The following is a 17,614-nucleotide window of genomic DNA, read 5'->3' on the forward strand; positions in this document are numbered from 1 at the left end:
CCCGCGGCCCAGGCCGCCGCGAAGCCGGCGGCAGCGGCGCAGGCGAAGCCGTCGGCTCCCGCGAGCCAGGGCCAGCCCGGCAAAGCGGTCCAGGGTGGTCGGTCCACCACGCCGCTGCGCGGTGCGGCCGCCCGGGTCGTCACCAACATGGAGACGTCGCTGCACGTCCCGACCGCCACGTCGGTCCGGGCGTTCCCGGCGAAGCTGCTCGCGGACAACCGCATCGTGATCAACCGGCATCTGGCCCGCTCCAGCGGCGGCAAGGTGTCGTTCACCCATCTCATCGGCTACGCCATGGTGCGGGCCCTGGCCGACCATCCGGCCATGAACGCCTCGTACGCCGAGATCGACGGCAAGCCGACGCTCGTCCAGCCGGAGCACGTGGGGCTGGGCCTCGCGATCGACCTGGTCACCCCGAAGGGCCGTCAGCTCGTCGTCGCGGCGGTGAAGAAGTCCGAGAGCATGGACTTCCGCGACTTCTGGCTCGCGTATGAGGACCTGGTCCGCCGGGCCCGGTCCAACAAGCTGACGATGGACGACTTCAGCGACGTCACGATCAGCCTGACCAACCCGGGCGGCATCGGCACCGCGCACTCGGTGCCGCGGCTCATGCAGGGCCAGGGCACGATCATCGGCGTCGGCGCCATGGAGTATCCGGCCGAGTTCTCCGGCGCGTCGTCCACGACGCTGGCCAGGCTTGCGATCTCCAAGACGATCACGCTGACCAGCACGTACGACCACCGCATCATCCAGGGCGCCCAGTCGGGTGAGTACCTGCGCCGGATGCACCAGCTGCTACTCGGCCAGGACGGCTTCTACGACGAGGTCTTCCGCGCGCTGCGCGTGCCCTACGAGCCCGTCCGCTGGGTTCCGGACAAGGCGGTGGTGCACGAGGGCGACCTCGACCACAACGCCCGGGTGCTGGAGCTCATCCATGCCTACCGGGTCCGTGGGCACCTGATGGCGGACACGAACCCGCTCGAGTTCGCCATCCGCAGCCATCCCGACCTGGACATCATCAGCCATGGGCTGACGCTGTGGGACCTCGACCGCGAGTTCGCCGTCGGCGGCTTCGCCGGGCAGCGCACCATGTCCCTGCGGGACGTGATGGGCGTGCTGCGTGACTCGTACTGCCGTCGGGTCGGCATCGAGTACATGCACATCCAGGAGCCGGACGAGCGGGCCTGGATCCAGGCCCGGGTCGAGCGCTCCGCCGAGCGCCCGGATCCGGCCGAGCAGCTCTACGTGCTGGAGCGTCTCGGTGCCGCGGAGGCGTTCGAGTCGTTCCTGCAGACCAAGTACGTCGGCCAGCGGCGGTTCTCCCTCGAGGGCGCCGAGTCGACCATCCCCACCCTCGACGAGGTGCTCGACCGGGCCGCCGACGCCGAGATGGACGAGGTCGTCATCGGCATGGCCCACCGGGGCCGGCTCAACGTGCTGGCGAACATCGTCGGCAAGTCGTACCGGCAGATCTTCGACGAGTTCGAGGGCTACCTCGACCCGCAGACCGCCCACGGCTCCGGCGACGTGAAGTACCACCTGGGCGCCGAGGGCGTCTACCGCGCCCGTTCGGAGCGCACGGTGAACGTCTCGGTCGTGGCGAACCCGTCCCACCTGGAGGCCGTCGACCCGGTCACCGAGGGCGTCGTCCGTGCCAAGCAGGACATTCTCGACAAGGGTGTCGCCGGCTTCACCGTGCTGCCCGTCCTCGTGCACGGAGACGCGGCGTTCGCCGGTCAGGGCGTCGTCGCCGAGACGCTGAACCTCTCCCAGCTGCGCGGCTACCGCACCGGCGGCACCATCCACCTGGTGATCAACAACCAGGTCGGGTTCACCACCTCACCCGAGTCGAGCCGTTCGTCGGTGTACGCCACCGACGTCGCCCGGATGGTGCAGGCGCCGATCTTCCACGTCAACGGGGACGACCCGGAGGCGTGTGTGCGGGTCGCGGCGCTCGCGTTCGAGTACCGCCAGGCGTTCCACAAGGACGTCGTCATCGACCTGGTCTGCTACCGCCGGCGCGGCCACAACGAGATGGACGAGCCGTCGTTCACCCAGCCGTTGATGTACGACACGATCGCCAGCAAGCGCTCGGTGCGCAAGCTCTACACCGAGGCGCTGATCGGCCGCGGGGACATCACCCGGGACCAGGCCGAAGAGGCGATGAAGTCCTACCGGGCGGAGCTGGAGAAGGCGTTCGCGCAGACCCGTGACACCACCCCGTCGGACAACGCGCCGCAGCCGCGGATCATCACCACCCCGGAGGAGGCCGCCGCGGCCGCCGCGGTGAGCACCGCGGTGTCCCTCGAGGCGGTCAAGCGGATCATCGACACCCAGGTCACCCTGCCCGACGGCTTCACCGTGCATCCGCGGCTGCGTCCGCAGATCGAACGGCGTGCGCAGATGGTGGAGACCGGTGCGATCGACTGGGCGCTCGCCGAGACCCTGGCCTTCGGCACCCTGCTGCTCGACGGCCGCTCGGTGCGCCTGACCGGCCAGGACAGCCGGCGCGGCACCTTCGGCCAGCGCCACGCCGTCCTCGTCGACCGGCACAGCGCCGAGGACCACACCCCTCTGCGTACCCTGCGTCACGGGCTGAACGGCACCGAGACCAACGAGGGTGTCGGCACCTTCTACGTCTACGACTCGCTGCTCAGCGAGTTCGCGGCGATGGGCTTCGAGTACGGCTACGCGGTGGTCCGCTCGGACATGCTGGTGCTGTGGGAGGCGCAGTTCGGCGACTTCGCCAACGGCGCCCAGTCGATCATCGATGAGTTCATCACCGCCGGCGAGGCCAAGTGGGGGCAGCGATCCTCGCTGGTCCTGCTGCTCCCGCACGGCTACGAGGGCCAGGGGCCGGACCACTCCTCCGCCCGCATCGAGCGGTTCCTGTCGCTGTGCGCGGACGGCAACATGACCGTCTCGGCTCCGTCGTCACCTGCCAGCTACTTCCACCTGCTGCGTCGGCAGACGCTCTCGCCGGTGCGCCGGCCGATGGTCGTCTTCACCCCGAAGTCGATGCTGCGGGCCAAGGCGGCCACCTCCACCGTCGAGGACCTGACCGGTGGCAGCTGGCAGCCGGTGATCGACGACCCGACGGTCGTCGATCCCACAACGGTGCGTCGGGTTCTACTCACGGCCGGCAAGGTCTACTACGACCTGGCCGCCGCCCGGAACAAGCACGGCGACCCGCAGCAGTTCGCCCTGCTGCGCGTCGAGCAGCTCTACCCGACCCCCGGGCCGGAGCTGGCCGCCGTGCTGGAGCGGTACCCGAACGTCAACGATGTCGTCTGGGTGCAGGAGGAGCCGGCGAACCAGGGCGCCTACCCGCACATGGCGCTCAACCTCGCCGAGTCGCTGCCCCGCACCATCCGGTTGCGCCGCGTCTCCCGTCGGGCCGCGGCCGCGCCGGCGTCCGGTTCGTCCCGGGTGCACGAACGCGAGCAGCAGGCCCTCGTCGAAGCCGCCCTCGACGACTGACGGTTCACCCACGCACGGGCCGGCGGTCGCCGTCCGTTCCCGCTTCACCGGGAGATGGACAGCGACCGCCGGGACGGGGCCCCTGCCACCCCGCCTGGCTTCACACCTGCCTGGCTTCACACCCGCCCGGCCCCACAGCATGGCGGACTCCGCACCGCGGCGGTACGGCACGCGGGGTTACCGGACGGGAGCACGATGTACTTCACCGATCGCGGCCTGGAGGAACTGGTCGACCGCCGCGGCGAGGAGACCGTCACCTACGAGGGTCTCGCCGACGCGATGCGGGCGTTCGTCGACGTCCACCCGCAGTTCGAGGAGGCCGTCGAACGGCTTGCCACCTGGCTGGCCCGCCCCGACGACGACGCCGACCTCTGACCCCGCGCCGGCGCACTCACCCCACGTCGGTGTCGGTCTCGTCCCGCCGGCCGCCCCGCCCGGCCGGCCGGGCGTGAGGGACAGCCTGCCCGGTCAGGGTTGCAGGACGAGTTTGCCGAACACGTCGCCGACAGCGAGCCGGGCGAGGGCATCCCGCGCCTGTGCCAGCGGCCAGACCTGCTGGACGGGAGGACGGACACCGGTGCGCACCAGCAGAGCGAGCAGGTCCACGAGCTCGTCACGGCTGCCCATGGTCGACCCGACGACCGACAGCTGCTGGAAGAACACCCGGTTGAGCTCGGCCGGCGGGTTCGGCCCACTGGTCGCACCGGAGACGACGATCCGTCCGCCGGGGCGCAACGAGCGCAGCGAATGCCCCCAGGTCGCTTCGCCGACCGTCTCGAGGACCGCGTCCACCCGGCGCGGCAGCCGAGCCCCGGACTCGAACACCGCATCCGCACCGAGCGCCGCTGCCCGTTCCCGCTTGCCGGCATCCCGCGAGGTCACGAACACCGTGTGCCCCACCGCCTTGGCGATGAGCACCGCGGCGGTCGCCACCCCGCCACCCGCGCCCTGCACGAGCAGGGTGCCACCGCCGCCGGAGGGCAACCCCGCCCGCGACACCACCATCCGGTACGCGGTCAGCCATGCCGTCGGCAGGCATGCCGCTTCCTCGAAGGACAGGTCCGGCGGCTTGGGCACCAGGTTGCGCCGAGGCACCGCGACCGCTTCGGCGAGGGTGCCGGGGTGCAGCTCGGACAGCAGGGTCCGGCGCGGGTCAAGGGTTTCGTCCCCGCCGCCCGCCGCCGGATCGCCGATCACGGCATGCACGACGACCTCCTCCCCCTCGGACGTCACCCCCGCCGCATCACAGCCGAGAATCATGGGGAGCCGGTCGGCGGCAAGCCCCACCCCGCGAAGACTGAAAAGGTCGTGATGATTCAGCGAGGCCGCGCGCACCTGCACGGTCACCCACCCCACCGGCGGCTGGGGCTCCTCCCGCTGCCCGACGGACAACCCGGCAAGCGGGTCCTGCGGATCGAACCGGACGGCGGCGGCGGCAAGCACGCCCAGAATCTACGACCGACGCACCCCCCGCGCGAACGGTCCACCCGACCCCCGGGCGAGGCGTCCGTCCCGCTCCCGTACGACCAGTCCGCCCGGCCCCCGCGCACACGGGTTACCCCGGACGCGCCGCCGAACACGGACCATCCGCCCCGGCGCACGCACGCGACGGACCGGTGTGCTGAACTCATCCTCGTGGTGACGATCCCCGTGGCGACGACAGGCACCGGTCTCGCGGAGCACGCCGCCGCGGAACACCCTGCCGCGGAACACCCTGCCGCGGAGCGCACGGCGGTCGGGTCATGGTGACCCGCGGGGACGATCCAGATCCCGCCGTCCCCGACCCCACCCCCCGCACCGGTCCGATCATCGGCATCAACACCGCGATCAGCGGCGGCGGCAGCAGCCGGGATGCCCGCTCCGACAGCAGCAGCCCCGGCAGCGGCGGCACCCAGCTCGGCCGTGAGCGGCGCGGCGGACGCCGCCGGTTGGGCTGGCGGCGGCGTCGGGCGGTACCAGCTCCGGAGGCACCGCCCACGGTCATGATCGACGGCACCGCGGTCATCACCGTGGCGGCGGCGGACTTCGTCTGCTGCTCCTACCAGGGCTGCGGCACCCTGCGCCCGCTCGCCGAGGCGGGCGAACACCGCCCCTGCCCGGGCTGCGGTCGCGTCTGAACCAGGGCGTCCCGGCACCCGGCGCGCCCTGGCACCATCGGCACTGCCCGTCCACCCGCGCCCGTCCACCATCGGCAGCGCCCCGCCGCCGCTACCCGAGCGCCACAGCACCGCCCGCCCGATCATGACTCAACACGATCGCCATCTGGATCTTCCGCCCGCGCGTGTCCATCGCGGACGGCGGACGGCGAACGGCTGCGGGATCCGGGGCGGCCTGCCCAGTGGATCCCGCAGCCGTCGGGGCCGCCCGCGCACAGCGGACGGCGTGGCGGACCTAGCGGCGGGCGACGCCGTCGGCGCGCGCGGCGGCAGCCACGGCGGCGGCAACCGCCGGACCCACCCGGGTGTCGAACACGCTCGGGATGATGTGGTCCTCGCTCAGCTCACCGTCGATCACGGCGGCGAGCGCGTCGGCGGCGGCGAGCTTCATACCCTCCGTGACGCGGCTGGCCCGCACGTCCAGGGCACCGCGGAAGATGCCGGGGAAGGCGAGCACGTTGTTGATCTGGTTCGGGTAGTCACTGCGGCCGGTCGCAACGATCCGGGCGTACTTGTGGGCGAGCTCCGGGTCGATCTCCGGGTCCGGGTTGGCCATCGCGAAGATGATCGCCTCGGGGGCCATCGTGGCGACGGCCTCTTCGGGCACCTTGCCCGAGGACAGGCCGAGGAACACGTCGGCGCCGTTCAGCGCGTCGTTGATCGAGCCGGTCAGGCCGGCGCGGTTGGTCTCGGCCGCGAGCGCCGCCTTGATCGAGGTGAGGTTGTCCCGACCGGGGTAGATGATCCCGCGGCTGTCGCCGACGGCGATGTCGCCGATGCCGGCGGCCAGCAGGATGCGGGTGACGGCGACGCCGGCCGCGCCCGCGCCGGACACCACGGCACGCAGGTCGCCGAGGGTGCGCCCGGTGAGCTTCGCGGCGTTCTCCAGCGCGGCGAGGGCCACGATGGCGGTGCCGTGCTGGTCGTCGTGGAAGACCGGAATGTCGACGCGCTCCTGCAGCAGCCGCTCGATGGCGAAGCAGCGGGGCGCGGAGATGTCTTCGAGGTTGATGCCACCGAAGCTGGGCGCGAGCCGGGCCACGGTGTCGACGATCTGCTCGACGTCGGTGCAGTCCAGCGCGATCGGCACGGCGTCGACCCCACCGAACTGCTTGAACAGAGCCGCCTTGCCCTCCATCACCGGCAGGGACGCGGCCGGGCCGATGTCGCCGAGACCGAGCACGGCGGTGCCGTCGGTGACGACGGCGACGGTGTTGGCCCGCCAGGTGTACTCATCCGCAAGCGCAGGTGCCTCGGCGATCGCGGTGCAGACCCGCGCCACTCCGGGGGTGTAGGCCAGCGACAGGTCCTCGCGGGTCTCCAGCGGAACGGTGAGCGCAACCCCGATCTTGCCGCCACGGTGCAGCGCGAAGGCGGGGTCGTCGTCGGACGGGCGCGGGCTGACCGCGGCCAGGTCCGCCGGGGCGGGCGTGGGAAGAGTCGAGTGGTCAGTGGTTGCGGTCACGGAGGCTGCTCCTCGGACAAGCCGGCGGTGGACCCGCTGGGGCGGTCGTGGTCCCTTTACCGGGGCCGCGGCTACAGGTCGCCCGCCCTGACTGCGTGCGTCGTCCACGCAGAAGGCGAGCCTGAGTCATCCCACCTCATGATGTGAGACAGGACACGGGCCCGGGGGTGTCCCGGGGGTACGTCCAATATGGCACGCGGACCGTCACCGTACGCGTCGGTGCAACGCGGCTGGCGGACCGTCAGCGAGGCCTCGGCGAGGGTGTGGCATGGTCGAACAGCCACCTGATGAGCCCAGGTGCCGGCCGAACCTGCGCCGCCCGAAGCCGGGGATCATCGGTGCATATCGGCGCCCTCCTTCATAGCTAGAGGATAGCCGCCGGGACCTTCCGGAGCCTGCGGTCGCCGATCGCCGGGGCCCGCCGACGATGAGTTCGTCGATCTCCGGTCTGCCGGCACGCCGCCGTCCGTCGCGGCATCGCCGCAGCTCAGAGGCATTGCAGCCGAAGGCATCCGGGGCCGCGGGCAAACGCCGGCCGGTGGCCCGGCGCAGGGCGAGGTCTTCGACACGACGCAAAGAACAATCGACACCACGGAATGCGGACGATCGTCCGTGCGGCGCCGCACGGACGCCTCTGTGCCCGGACGGCCCTCGAAGTCCCAGTTCAGACCGTCGACGGCCGTTCCGAGCACGGCCGCAGCAGGCCGCCGGGGGTCAGTAGGTCAGGTGGCCGATCCGGCCGGTCGGCCCACACCAACGAGCGCGGTCGCCGACGAGGTCAGGCGCCTCGAACCGAGCTCGATACGCAACGTGGCGAACCCGGGCGGCATCACACCGGCCGCGCCCGCCCCGCGCAAGAGCCACACCCAGCCGCCAACGCGCCCGGGCAGTGCGGTGCGGCCTGCGGGGACACCTTCGGGTGAACCGGTACCGTCCCAGTGGTGGAGATCAGCGAACTATCGGTTCCCGACGCCTGGGTGTTCACCCCGCGTCAGCACTCCGACAGCCGCGGGACCTTCCTGGAGTGGTTCCGCTCCGATGCCCTCGCCGAGGCGGTAGGGCATCCGCTCGCACTGTCCCAGGCCAACCACAGCGTCAGCCGCCGCGGGACGCTACGTGGGGTGCACTACGCCCAGGTGCCACCGGGCCAGGCGAAGTACGTGACGTGTGTGCGCGGGCAGGTGCTCGACTGCGTCGTGGACATCCGCACCGGCTCGCCGACCTTCGGCGCCGCCGACGCCGTCCTGCTTGACGATGTGGACCGCCGTGGGCTGTACATCGCCGAGGGCCTGGGGCATGCGTTCATCGCCCTGACCGACGACGCGGCGATCACCTATCTGTGCTCGGCACCTTACACTCCGGGTCGGGAACACGGGATTCATCCGCTCGATCCGGATCTCGACCTACCGTGGCCGACGGAGATCACCCCCCTGCTCTCGGAAAAGGACGCCGCGGCGCCGACCCTGCGCGAGGCGAGATCCGCGGGACTACTCCCCACCTATGCCGAGTGCCAGGAGTTCTACACCCTGCTCCGGTCCGGGCATGCTCTGCGTGGTCCGAGTCACGCCCCCCGGCCCGAGTCGAACCCCGGACCCGGGCAGGCCTCCGGTACCTCGACCAACGCCGGTGCCGGGGCGGTCGCGGGTGCGGGCGGCACGCGTTGATCCGAGCGGCCGTGCCGGCGGACGTGCCGGCGGTCCTCGCGCTGGTCCGGGCGCTCGCCGCCTACGAACGCGAGCCGCATGCGGTCGCGATGACCGCCGCCGACCTGCATGTCGCCCTGTTCGACCCCGATCCGAGCGCCTCCTGTCTGGTCGCCACGGACGGGCCGGCGCCGACATCGACCGACCCGGGGTCGGTGGTGGGCTTCGCGATCTGGCATCGGACCTTCTCCACCTGGACCGGGCAGGCCGGGATGCACCTGGTGGACCTGTTCGTCCAGCCGGAGCACCGGCGAGGCGGCCACGGTCGCGCCCTGCTCGCCGGGCTCGCCGGCATCTGCGTACAGCGCGGATGGCTGCGCCTGGAGTGGGCCGTGCTCGACTGGAACACTCCGGCGCAGGAGTTCTACCGGTCCCTGTCCGCAGGCCCGCTGACGGGCTGGATGACGTGGCGGCTCGACGGGGACGCCCTGACCCGCCTCGCCACCGACACCTGAGCCCCGCCGCCGATGCCGGCGGCCTCCCCTTTCGGGCGCACCCGGGTGGGGCGGGGGGACCTTTCGATCACCCGACCTGCGGCACCCCCCGCCGGCTGGGTACGGTGGAGGTAGTGGCCAACGCTGGCCGCCGACGCGGGTACCCGGCTCGGGCATGAGGGACATCACGGTCGTCCGGGTCACGCTTTACCGTGTCGGTCGGTGGGAAGACCGCCACCCGCACCATCATCGTTTACTTGGCTCCGGCCACCGCGAGGAGCGCACTCCTCGCTTGACGCAGGCTCTTTGGGGGTAGGAACGTGGATCCGACGCCTTCGTCCGGCGGCGCGGAGAACTCCGACACCATCGACGGCCCCACCGCCCACTCCGGCGGCCTGCGCGACGTCGTCGCGCTGACGCTGCCCGCGGCCAGCGCGTACCTGACGGTGCTCCGCACCGCGACGGCGTCACTCGCGGCCCGGCTCGACTTCACCCTCGACGACATCGAGGACCTGCGGATCGCCGTCGACGAGGCCTGCGCGCTGCTGCTCGTCTCGGCGGTGCCGGGATCGTCGCTGGACTGCACGTTCACCCTGTCGCCGGGGGTCATGCATGTGCTGGTCACGGTGGAGAGCCTCGACGGCGAGCCGCCGTCGGAGGACACCTTCGCCTGGACCGTGCTCAAGGCCCTCGCGGGCGACGTCGAGACCTTCACCGGCCCCGGTTCCAAGGTGAGCATCACGCTGCAGAAGCGCCAGGGGGTCCGGGCCGATCTCGGTGAGCCGCCCGCGGGGCACGTGCGGGGTTCCGGCGCGGCCGATCCAACTCCGTTGGGTGATGCGGTAGGTACATCGTGACGTCAACCGGTAGAACCCCGACCCCGCCCCGCACGGCACCCGACCAGGCCGGGCCCGCCGATCCGGTCGCCTCACTCAGCCAGCGGGTGGCCGCCGCAGACGAACATCCCGAGGGTTCGCCGCGCTCCGGTCGGCCCACCGCCACCGGTCACGGGCCGGCTGGTCACGGCGCCACCGGCCACGCCGGTGCGCCCCAGGCCCCCGCCAGTGACGAACCCGTCGCCGCTGCCGCCAGCGGCGACGCCACCACGGATGGCGACGCGGCGAGCGAGAACGACGCCGACACGCCGGCGGCCAGCACCGGCACGGAGCGGACCCACTCGCCGGATCGCGCGATGGCCCGGGCGCTGTTCGTTCGGCTCGCATCGCTGCCCGAGGGCGACGCCGAGCGGGCCGCCCTGCGCGACCAGCTTGTCCGCATGCACCTGCCGCTGGTCGAGTACCTCGCCCGGCGCTTCCGCAACCGTGGCGAGCCCCTGGACGACCTCGTCCAGGTCGCCACCATCGGTTTGATCAAGTCGGTGGACCGGTTCGACCCGGAGCGCGGGGTGGAGTTCTCCACCTACGCCACGCCCACGATCGTCGGCGAGATCAAGCGGCACTTCCGGGACAAGGGCTGGGCGATCCGGGTTCCCCGCCGGCTGCAGGAGCTCAAGCTCTCGCTGACCAAGGCCACCTCGGAGCTGTCCCAGACCCTGGGCCGATCCCCGACGGTGAGCGAGATCGCCCGGCACCTGCAGATGACCGAGGAGGAGGTCCTCGAGGGCCTCGAGTCGGCCAACGCCTACTCGGCCGTCTCGCTAGACGCGCCGGACTCCGGCGACGACGAAGCACCCGCGGTGGCCGACACGCTCGGCGTCCAGGACGAGTCGCTGGAGGGGGTCGAGTACCGCGAGTCGCTCAAGCCGCTGCTGGAGAAGCTCCCACCCCGGGAGAAACGGATCCTGCTGCTGCGGTTCTTCGGCAACATGACCCAGTCGCAGATCGCCACGGAGCTCGGCATCTCCCAGATGCACGTCTCCCGGCTGCTCGCCCGCACGTTGGCCCAGCTACGCCGCGGCCTGCTCGAGGACAGCTGAGGCGACAGCCACGGCTTCCCGCATCACCCCGAGGGCCGGCCCACCACCACGATCAGCCGGTGGCCGCCCCACCGGCTCTCGGTCATGCACCACCGGAACTCCGGCCCCGGCTGAGCCATGGCTGTGAGCGGGTCTGCCAGAAGCCCGGTGGCGGATCGTCGGCGTCCGGTGGCGTCGGGCGTCACGCATCCGGCTCCGATGGCCCGAAAACGCCGGCGGCCAGCAGCGCGACCACGATCACCAGCGGGACCACCAGCAGCGGCACACCATAGGCGTAGTTGCCGGCCTGGACGAGACCCCACCCGACCGGCAGGCACAGCAGCTGCACGACCAGGGTGGGCGAGCGAAATGCCGCGGCCCGGCGCAGCACCCCGACGGCCAGCACAGCGACCCCGGCGCCGCCAAGCAGCGCGAGCAGGCCGCCCATCTCCGTCCGGGGGACATCGTCGATGCCCGAGCCGAATCCCCGGAGGACCTGCAGCACGCCGAGTGCCAGCAGGGTGAGCGCTTCCAGGGCCAGCAGCAGGCCCGCGACCTTCGCCGGCGCCGGCGCGGCACGTATCGCGGCCGGCACCGCACCGAAGCGGCCCACAGCGGACCGCCGCTGCTCGTCGCTGGTCGAACCCATACTGCGACACTATGCCGTAGGCCGCGACACTATGCCGTAGGCCGCGACGCTCTGCCGTGCCCTGCCACACTCTGCCGCGGGTGCCCGCACCGGTGGGCCGTCCGAGCGGGCCGTCGTAACGACGTCCGTCCATCGGGTTCGGACGATGTGAGAGTTTTCCCAGCTGACGCCCGACCTGGGTGGACGGGCTACGGTAGAGGCATGCGAGGGCTGCTGGTCGTCAACCCCGTCGCGACCACCACAACCGAACGCGTTCGGGACGTCCTCGCCGCCGCGCTCACCGCGGATCTCGCTCTGGACATCGTCACCACCAAGGGCCGCGGCCACGGGGTGGAACTCGGTGCGCGGGCCGTCGAGCTCGGGGTGGACGTGGTGATCGCCCTCGGCGGCGACGGCACCGTCAACGAGATCGTCAACGGGTTGCTGCAGAACGGCCCGGTAGCTGACGGTCCGGCGTTCGCCGTGGTCCCTGGTGGCAGTACGAACGTGTTCGTCCGGGCCCTCGGCTATTCGGCGTCCCCGGTCGAGGCGACCGGGGAGCTGCTGAACGCGCTGCGGGAGGGCCGCAGCCGCCGGATCAGCATCGGTCACGCCGAGTACGGCGACGAAAGCCGCTGGTTCAGTTTCTGCTTCGGGGTCGGGCTGGACGCACGGGTGGTGCAGCAGGTCGAGGCCAAGCGCAGCGGTGGCCGGCGCAACAGCGCCGGCCTGTTCCTGCGCACGACCGCCGCCCAGCTCGCCCGCGGGACCGGGCGCCGCGCCCCCGTTCTCGACCTGGAGACGGCCCTCGCCCATTCCCCCGGCTCCGCCGCCCGCCGGGCCGAGGCCGAGGCCAGGGCCGAGCTGGACGCCCGGGCCGATACCGACGCGGGGGGCACGCCGGGCACCGGCCGCGCCGACGGCGTCGACGACGCCCGGGATCAGCGGGTCGCGCTCGGGATCGTCTGCAACACCCGCCCGTGGACCTACCTCGAGCGGCGTCCGGTCCTCGCCTGCCCCGACGCCTCCTTCGACACCGGCCTGGACCTGCTCGCCCTGCGCCGGGTCCGGCCAGCCACGGTGCTGCGCACCGCCCGGCAGATCCTCGCCGACGGCCCCGGCCCGCACGGGCGCAACGTGGTGAGCCGCCATGACATGGCGACAATCAGGTTCCGCTCGGACGATCCGGTGCCCATCCAGATGGACGGCGAGTACCTGGGCGAGAGCACCGACATCCGGCTGACCCATCACCCGCGGGCCCTGCGCGTCATCGCCTGAGCGCCCGGCCCCCGGCCTCGCCTGATCCGTGTTCTGCCAATCCGTGTTCTGCGCCTGGTTCCCCGCGCCCGGCTTCGCCTGGCTCCCGACCCTCGGCCAGCAGGGCCTGCTGGACGCCCACCGGGTCGTCACAGATGGCTCCGGCCACCCCGGCGCGGCGCAGGGCACGCGCCTCGGTGAGACTCGTCACGGTCCAGACCAGCAGCCGGACTCCCGCCTCGCGGGCCCGGTCGGCCGCGGCCGTGGTGGTCTTCGCCGAGGCGCCGGAGCCGAGCACCGCGCTGGTGTGCGCGTGCAGTTCGGCGTGGCCGGCGGCGCGGACATAGGCGAGGCCGCCGCCGACCGACATCCGCGGCATGGTGAGAAACGCCGTGCTGACCGCGAGCCCGGCGTCCCGGACGGCCTCGATGGCGAACCAGTCGAACGAGGAGACGGTGATGCCGCCAGCACCGGCGTCGAGGTCGGCGGCGCCCGGACGGGCACCGGTGTAGCCGCGGGCTCGCAGCGCGTCGACCAGAGCCCGCGCGGTGCGTTCGTGGGGGGCGTCGAAGTCCGGCTGGCCGGGCTGGTTCTTGATCTCGCAGATCAGCCGGCCGCGGCCCGCCCAGGCCTCGATGACCTCGTCGAGCAGGGGGATGCCGTGCGCGCGTAGTGCGGCGGTCGGCTGGCGGATGACGGCTCGGCCGACCGGACGGGACAGCCGCGCGTCATGCACGCAGACCAGATCGCCGTCGGCGCTGCGCCGGACATCTACCTCGACCCCGTCGGCGCCGGCCCGCAGCGCGGCCTCCACGGCCTCGACCGTGTTCTCCGGACCTGGAACCCTACTACCACGATGACCGACTACCTCCATGGGCCCAACCCTGCCATCCGTGCCGATGTGCGTGTGTCGCGGCAGGCAGGACGCCTGTCACCGGTCGCCCCTCAGGGTCCCCCACATGCACCGGGCGGACCAGCGATGACGAGATGTCATCAGACGGCGTTGCGACGGCCCTGTGGCCCCCGCCCGCGGACGGCACGAGCCGGGTCCCATGGCGCGACAACCCCTGGCAACCAGTACTTATGTCCCGTCTGCATGGTCGGTGGAAGTGTCGCCGTGCGTGGCCCATCTGTGTCCCTGCCGGACAAGTGCAGGCCAGAGAGGGTGTGAAGACGCTTGCAGGTTCTTGCGCCCCTGCCCGTTCCGGTGGGAGGGTGGCGAATGTCCGTGGTGGATGCACGTGCACCTGGACTTACCGACCGCCAGGAACCCGCTCTACGGCCCGCCGCCGGGCCGAGCAGACATCCTGCTCATCCGAATTTCATCCGCGGCACAACCGTAGCGGCTCGCAAAGCGTCTCATGTGCAGTGTGGCCCGAGACGAGAGAGGGAGTTGGACGCATGGACTGGCGCCACAGAGCGCTCTGCCGTGACGAGGATCCCGAGCTCTTCTTCCCGATCGGTACAACCGGTCCGGCTGAACGCCAGGTCGAAGAGGCAAAGGCCGTCTGCGCGCGGTGCGCAGTCACGAGTGACTGTCTGAACTGGGCAATGGACACCGGGCAGGATTCCGGGGTCTGGGGTGGACTGAGCGAGGATGAGCGCCGTGCGCTCAAGCGCCAGGTCCGCCTCCGGGTTCGGACTGCCTGACCGCACCAGCCCCGGTGGCCCTGTGCCATGGACCGGGGTGCACCATCCACCAGCGTCGGACCTCCGACATCCGCCCGCGGCATGCTCTGAGCACCGGAACGCATCGGTTTTCCGCCGACCGGCCCCAGCGGCTCCCGCACGACGCCTGGCCACGTAGCGTGCCTCCACGCTGACGGGGCCGGCAGCAACATCGGCCGTTCTGTCCACGCGTCCGCCGCAGCGATGCGGCGCGACGCGGGCGGAGCGGCCGTATCGCTTTGTGCCCCCATCACCGCCGCCGTGCCCGTTTCCCCGCGGTGGGGGGACCGCGGGACGCCGCGAGATGCGGAGCCGGTGACGAACGCCACAGCCACCGCTCCCGCGCGCAGGCATGGCGCAGCGCCACACCGACCGCGGACGAGGGACACATCTCTGGGGATACCCACCGCCCACGGCTCCAAACACTCAACTTTCAGAAAGTGGGATCGACAGCAGCGCCTCGGTGCCACACTTCGGCCCCGCCTGGAGCCGGATCGTGCCGTGCATCTCACCGAGCACCAGCTGGCGCACGATCTGCAGCCCCAGCCGGGGCGAGTGCTCGAGCTGGAAGTCGTCGGGCAGGCCGGCGCCGTCGTCGGCGACCACGACATCGAGGCGACCGGTGGACCGCTGCACGCGGATCTCGATCGAACCCGCCGAGCCGTCGAACGCATGTTCTACAGCATTCTGCAGAAGTTCCGACAGCACAAGGGCCAACGGCGTGGCAAGCTCGCCGGGAAGGTGACCGAAGGACCCCGAGCGACGGGTGTTCGCCCGCGCTCCGGTGGACGCCAGGTCCACCGTCACCGAGGTGATCTGGTCGGCGATCTCATCGAACGGGACGCTCTCTCCCAGGCTCTGCGACAGCGTCTCGTGCACCACCGCGATCGAGGTCACCCGACGCACCGACTCACGCAGCGCGTCCCGGGCCTCGTCCACCTTCGTCCGGCGCATCTGTAGGCGTAGCAGTGCGGCCACAGTCTGTAGATTGTTCTTGACCCTGTGATGGATCTCACGGATCGTGGCGTCCTTGCTCAGCAGCATCGCCTCGCGCCGACGCAGCTCCGAGACGTCCCGCACGAGCACCAGGACCTCCCGGGTCGCCCCCGGGAACAGCGGGATGGCGCGCAGCAGCACCACGGTGCTGCCGACGGCGGCCTCCACCTCGACCGGCCGGCGCCGCCCGATCGCGTGCCAGACCGCTGGCGTCGTCGCCGGCAGGTTCAGCGCCCGGTGCACCGTGCGCAGATCCTCACCGGTGACGTTGCCGGTGTAGCCGAGGCGGCGGTAGGCCGACAGGGCGTTGGGGCTGGCGAAGACGACCTTTCCGGCACCGTCGAGGCGCATCAGCCCGTCGCCCACCCGCGGCGACTCCGGCAGCTCCGCCGAGCTTCCCCGGAACGGGAACGCCCCCTCTGCGATCATGAGCGCCAGGTTGTTGGCCCCCTGCAGATAGGACGATTCCAGATCGCTGGGCGTGCGCGGGTTGACGAGGTTGGTGTCCCGGGCCAGCACCGCGATGATCTCGCTGCCGTGCCGCACCGGGATGGCCTCGGTGCGCACCGGTACTCCGCCGTCCCACTCCGGTTCGCCCTCACGGGCGATCCGGTGCTCCCGCCAGGCGTTCTGCACCACCCAGCGGTTGATCACGACGCTGCCGACCTCGTCGTTGTGATAGGCGGTCGGCCCGGTCGTCGGCCGAACCTGGGCCACCACCAGGAACTCGGTACCACTGGTGTGTCCGCCTCGGCCCGAGGCCGAACCGGACCGGACGGGCACGAGCAGGAGCAGATCGGCGAACGACAGGTCGGCGAGCAACGCCCAGTCCGCGACGAGCGCGGCCAGGTGGTCGATGTCGTCGTCGCTGAGGTCCGTGCTCGCGCGCAGCATGTCGGCGAGGGTTCCCACGGCCTGCACACTGCCAGACCGGTGCGCGTTGTGAGCTGGCGGGCGTCCCACGGGCGCGGGCGGTCGCCGTACGCTCGCCGTCGTGACCGTCGACGACGCTTGTGCCCCGTCCGGGCCGCTGGCCTGGTTGGCCGACCATGCCCAGGCCCGCCGGGCCGCCGGGCTACGCCGCGAGCTGCGTCCTCGCGGTGCCGACCCGCGGGCGGAGGGGGGGCACCGCGGGGACGGCGTGCGGGTGGACCTGGCCGGCAACGACTACCTCGGCCTTGGCCGGCATCCGGTGGTCGTCGAGGCGGCGGTGCGCGCCACGCGGGAATGGGGTGCGGGTGCGACCGGAAGCCGGCTGGTCACCGGTTCGACCACCCTGCACGCCGAGCTGGAGAACGCCCTCGCGGCGCACATGGGCTTCGCCGCGGCACTGGTGTTCTCCTCGGGCTACACCGCCAACCTCGGGGTCCTCACCGCCCTGGTCGGTCCGGGTGACCTGATCGTCTCGGACGCCCTCAACCACGCCTCGATCGTGGATGCCTGCCGGCTGTCCCGGGCCCAGGTCGTGATCGCCGCGCACGGTGACGTGGGCGCCGTCGCGGCGGCACTGGGCGCCGGCGGCTGGCGGCGGGCGATCGTCGTCACCGAGTCGGTGTTCTCCGCCGACGGTGACGCCGCCGACCTGACCGCGCTGCACGCCACCGCGCGGGCCCATGGGGCGCTCCTGGTCGTCGACGAGGCGCACGGCCTCGGGGTCGTCGGCCCGGGCGGCGGCGGTGCCCTGCATGCCGCGGGGCTCGCCGGTGCGCCGGACGTCGTCGCCACCGCCACCCTGTCCAAGGCGCTCGGCGGCCTCGGTGGCGCCGTGCTCGGCCCCGCGGCGCTGCGGGACCATCTCGTCGACACGGCCCGGTCCTTCATCTTCGACACCGGGCTCGCGCCGGCCAACGTCGGCGCGGCCCTCGCCGCACTCGCCCAGCTGCGGGCCCACCCGGAACTGGCTGCGGCGGTC

The 17,614-nt window shown here is 72.0% G+C and carries 14 protein-coding genes and 1 pseudogene; 10 read left to right on the forward strand and 5 right to left on the reverse strand.

The window, feature by feature from the left end:
- On the forward strand, positions 1-3,480 hold a 3,480-nt coding region (locus tag ND747_RS15235; protein ID WP_251734284.1), incomplete at its 5' end, for a multifunctional oxoglutarate decarboxylase/oxoglutarate dehydrogenase thiamine pyrophosphate-binding subunit/dihydrolipoyllysine-residue succinyltransferase subunit.
- 195 nt (positions 3,481-3,675) lie between these two features.
- Positions 3,676-3,855 (forward strand): DUF6104 family protein, encoded by a 180-nt coding sequence (locus ND747_RS15240; protein WP_163547123.1) that lies wholly within the window; start codon positions 3,676-3,678, stop codon positions 3,853-3,855.
- A gap of 93 nt (positions 3,856-3,948) precedes the next feature.
- Here ND747_RS15240 and ND747_RS15245 read toward each other — a convergent pair whose 3' ends face one another.
- Positions 3,949-4,923 (reverse strand): zinc-binding dehydrogenase, encoded by a 975-nt coding sequence (locus tag ND747_RS15245; protein ID WP_251734285.1) that lies wholly within the window; start codon positions 4,921-4,923, stop codon positions 3,949-3,951.
- 299 nt (positions 4,924-5,222) lie between these two features.
- Here ND747_RS15245 and ND747_RS15250 point away from each other — a divergent pair, with 299 nt between their 5' ends.
- The gene (locus tag ND747_RS15250) at positions 5,223-5,597 is read left to right on the forward strand and encodes a hypothetical protein (RefSeq protein ID WP_251734286.1); all 375 of its coding nucleotides are present in this window, start codon (positions 5,223-5,225) and stop codon (positions 5,595-5,597) included.
- Positions 5,598-5,871: 274 nt separating this feature from the next.
- Here ND747_RS15250 and ND747_RS15255 read toward each other — a convergent pair whose 3' ends face one another.
- Positions 5,872-7,101: an NADP-dependent malic enzyme gene (locus tag ND747_RS15255; protein WP_251734287.1), complete on the reverse strand. Its 1,230-nt coding sequence runs from the start codon at positions 7,099-7,101 to the stop codon at positions 5,872-5,874.
- A gap of 941 nt (positions 7,102-8,042) precedes the next feature.
- Here ND747_RS15255 and rfbC point away from each other — a divergent pair.
- From rfbC to ND747_RS15275, 4 genes and pseudogenes are all read left to right on the forward strand, one after another.
- Positions 8,043-8,645, forward strand: a pseudogene (rfbC, locus tag ND747_RS15260) (dTDP-4-dehydrorhamnose 3,5-epimerase); the annotation flags it as partial.
- 116 nt (positions 8,646-8,761) lie between these two features.
- Positions 8,762-9,259: a GNAT family N-acetyltransferase gene (locus tag ND747_RS15265; protein ID WP_251734289.1), complete on the forward strand. Its 498-nt coding sequence runs from the start codon at positions 8,762-8,764 to the stop codon at positions 9,257-9,259.
- Positions 9,260-9,558: 299 nt separating this feature from the next.
- Positions 9,559-10,095 (forward strand): anti-sigma factor, encoded by a 537-nt coding sequence (locus tag ND747_RS15270; RefSeq protein WP_251734290.1) that lies wholly within the window; start codon positions 9,559-9,561, stop codon positions 10,093-10,095.
- On the forward strand, positions 10,092-11,174 hold the full coding sequence (locus tag ND747_RS15275) for an RNA polymerase sigma factor SigF (protein WP_251734291.1): 1,083 nt from the start codon (positions 10,092-10,094) through the stop codon (positions 11,172-11,174). The genes ND747_RS15270 and ND747_RS15275 overlap by 4 nt, the downstream gene beginning before the upstream one ends.
- 181 nt (positions 11,175-11,355) lie before the next feature.
- On the opposite strand, the gene ND747_RS15280 is transcribed toward ND747_RS15275, so the two are convergent.
- Positions 11,356-11,802 carry a hypothetical protein gene (locus ND747_RS15280; RefSeq protein WP_251734292.1) on the reverse strand — a complete coding sequence of 149 codons (447 nt, stop codon included), beginning with the start codon at positions 11,800-11,802 and terminating at the stop codon, positions 11,356-11,358.
- Positions 11,803-12,003: 201 nt separating this feature from the next.
- Here ND747_RS15280 and ND747_RS15285 point away from each other — a divergent pair, with 201 nt between their 5' ends.
- Positions 12,004-13,059 carry a diacylglycerol kinase family protein gene (locus tag ND747_RS15285; protein ID WP_251734293.1) on the forward strand — a complete coding sequence of 352 codons (1,056 nt, stop codon included), beginning with the start codon at positions 12,004-12,006 and terminating at the stop codon, positions 13,057-13,059.
- On the opposite strand, the gene ND747_RS15290 is transcribed toward ND747_RS15285, so the two are convergent.
- Positions 13,049-13,912 carry a glycerophosphodiester phosphodiesterase gene (locus tag ND747_RS15290; RefSeq protein WP_251734294.1) on the reverse strand — a complete coding sequence of 288 codons (864 nt, stop codon included), beginning with the start codon at positions 13,910-13,912 and terminating at the stop codon, positions 13,049-13,051. The genes ND747_RS15285 and ND747_RS15290 overlap by 11 nt on opposite strands.
- Before the next feature lie 527 nt (positions 13,913-14,439).
- On the opposite strand from ND747_RS15290, the gene ND747_RS15295 reads away from it, so the two are divergent.
- Entirely contained in the window at positions 14,440-14,688 is a 249-nt protein-coding gene (locus ND747_RS15295; RefSeq protein WP_163547139.1) for a WhiB family transcriptional regulator, read from the forward strand.
- Positions 14,689-15,132: 444 nt separating this feature from the next.
- Here ND747_RS15295 and ND747_RS15300 read toward each other — a convergent pair whose 3' ends face one another.
- Positions 15,133-16,596: a sensor histidine kinase gene (locus ND747_RS15300; protein WP_251734296.1), complete on the reverse strand. Its 1,464-nt coding sequence runs from the start codon at positions 16,594-16,596 to the stop codon at positions 15,133-15,135.
- A gap of 100 nt (positions 16,597-16,696) precedes the next feature.
- Between ND747_RS15300 and ND747_RS15305 the strand changes: the two genes are divergently transcribed.
- The coding region (locus ND747_RS15305; RefSeq protein ID WP_251734295.1) for an aminotransferase class I/II-fold pyridoxal phosphate-dependent enzyme at positions 16,697-17,614 on the forward strand (918 nt) is incomplete at its 3' end.

The organism is Frankia sp. R82 (genome assembly GCF_023716925.1).
In the GTDB taxonomy this organism is placed as follows: domain Bacteria; phylum Actinomycetota; class Actinomycetes; order Frankiales; family Frankiaceae; genus Frankia.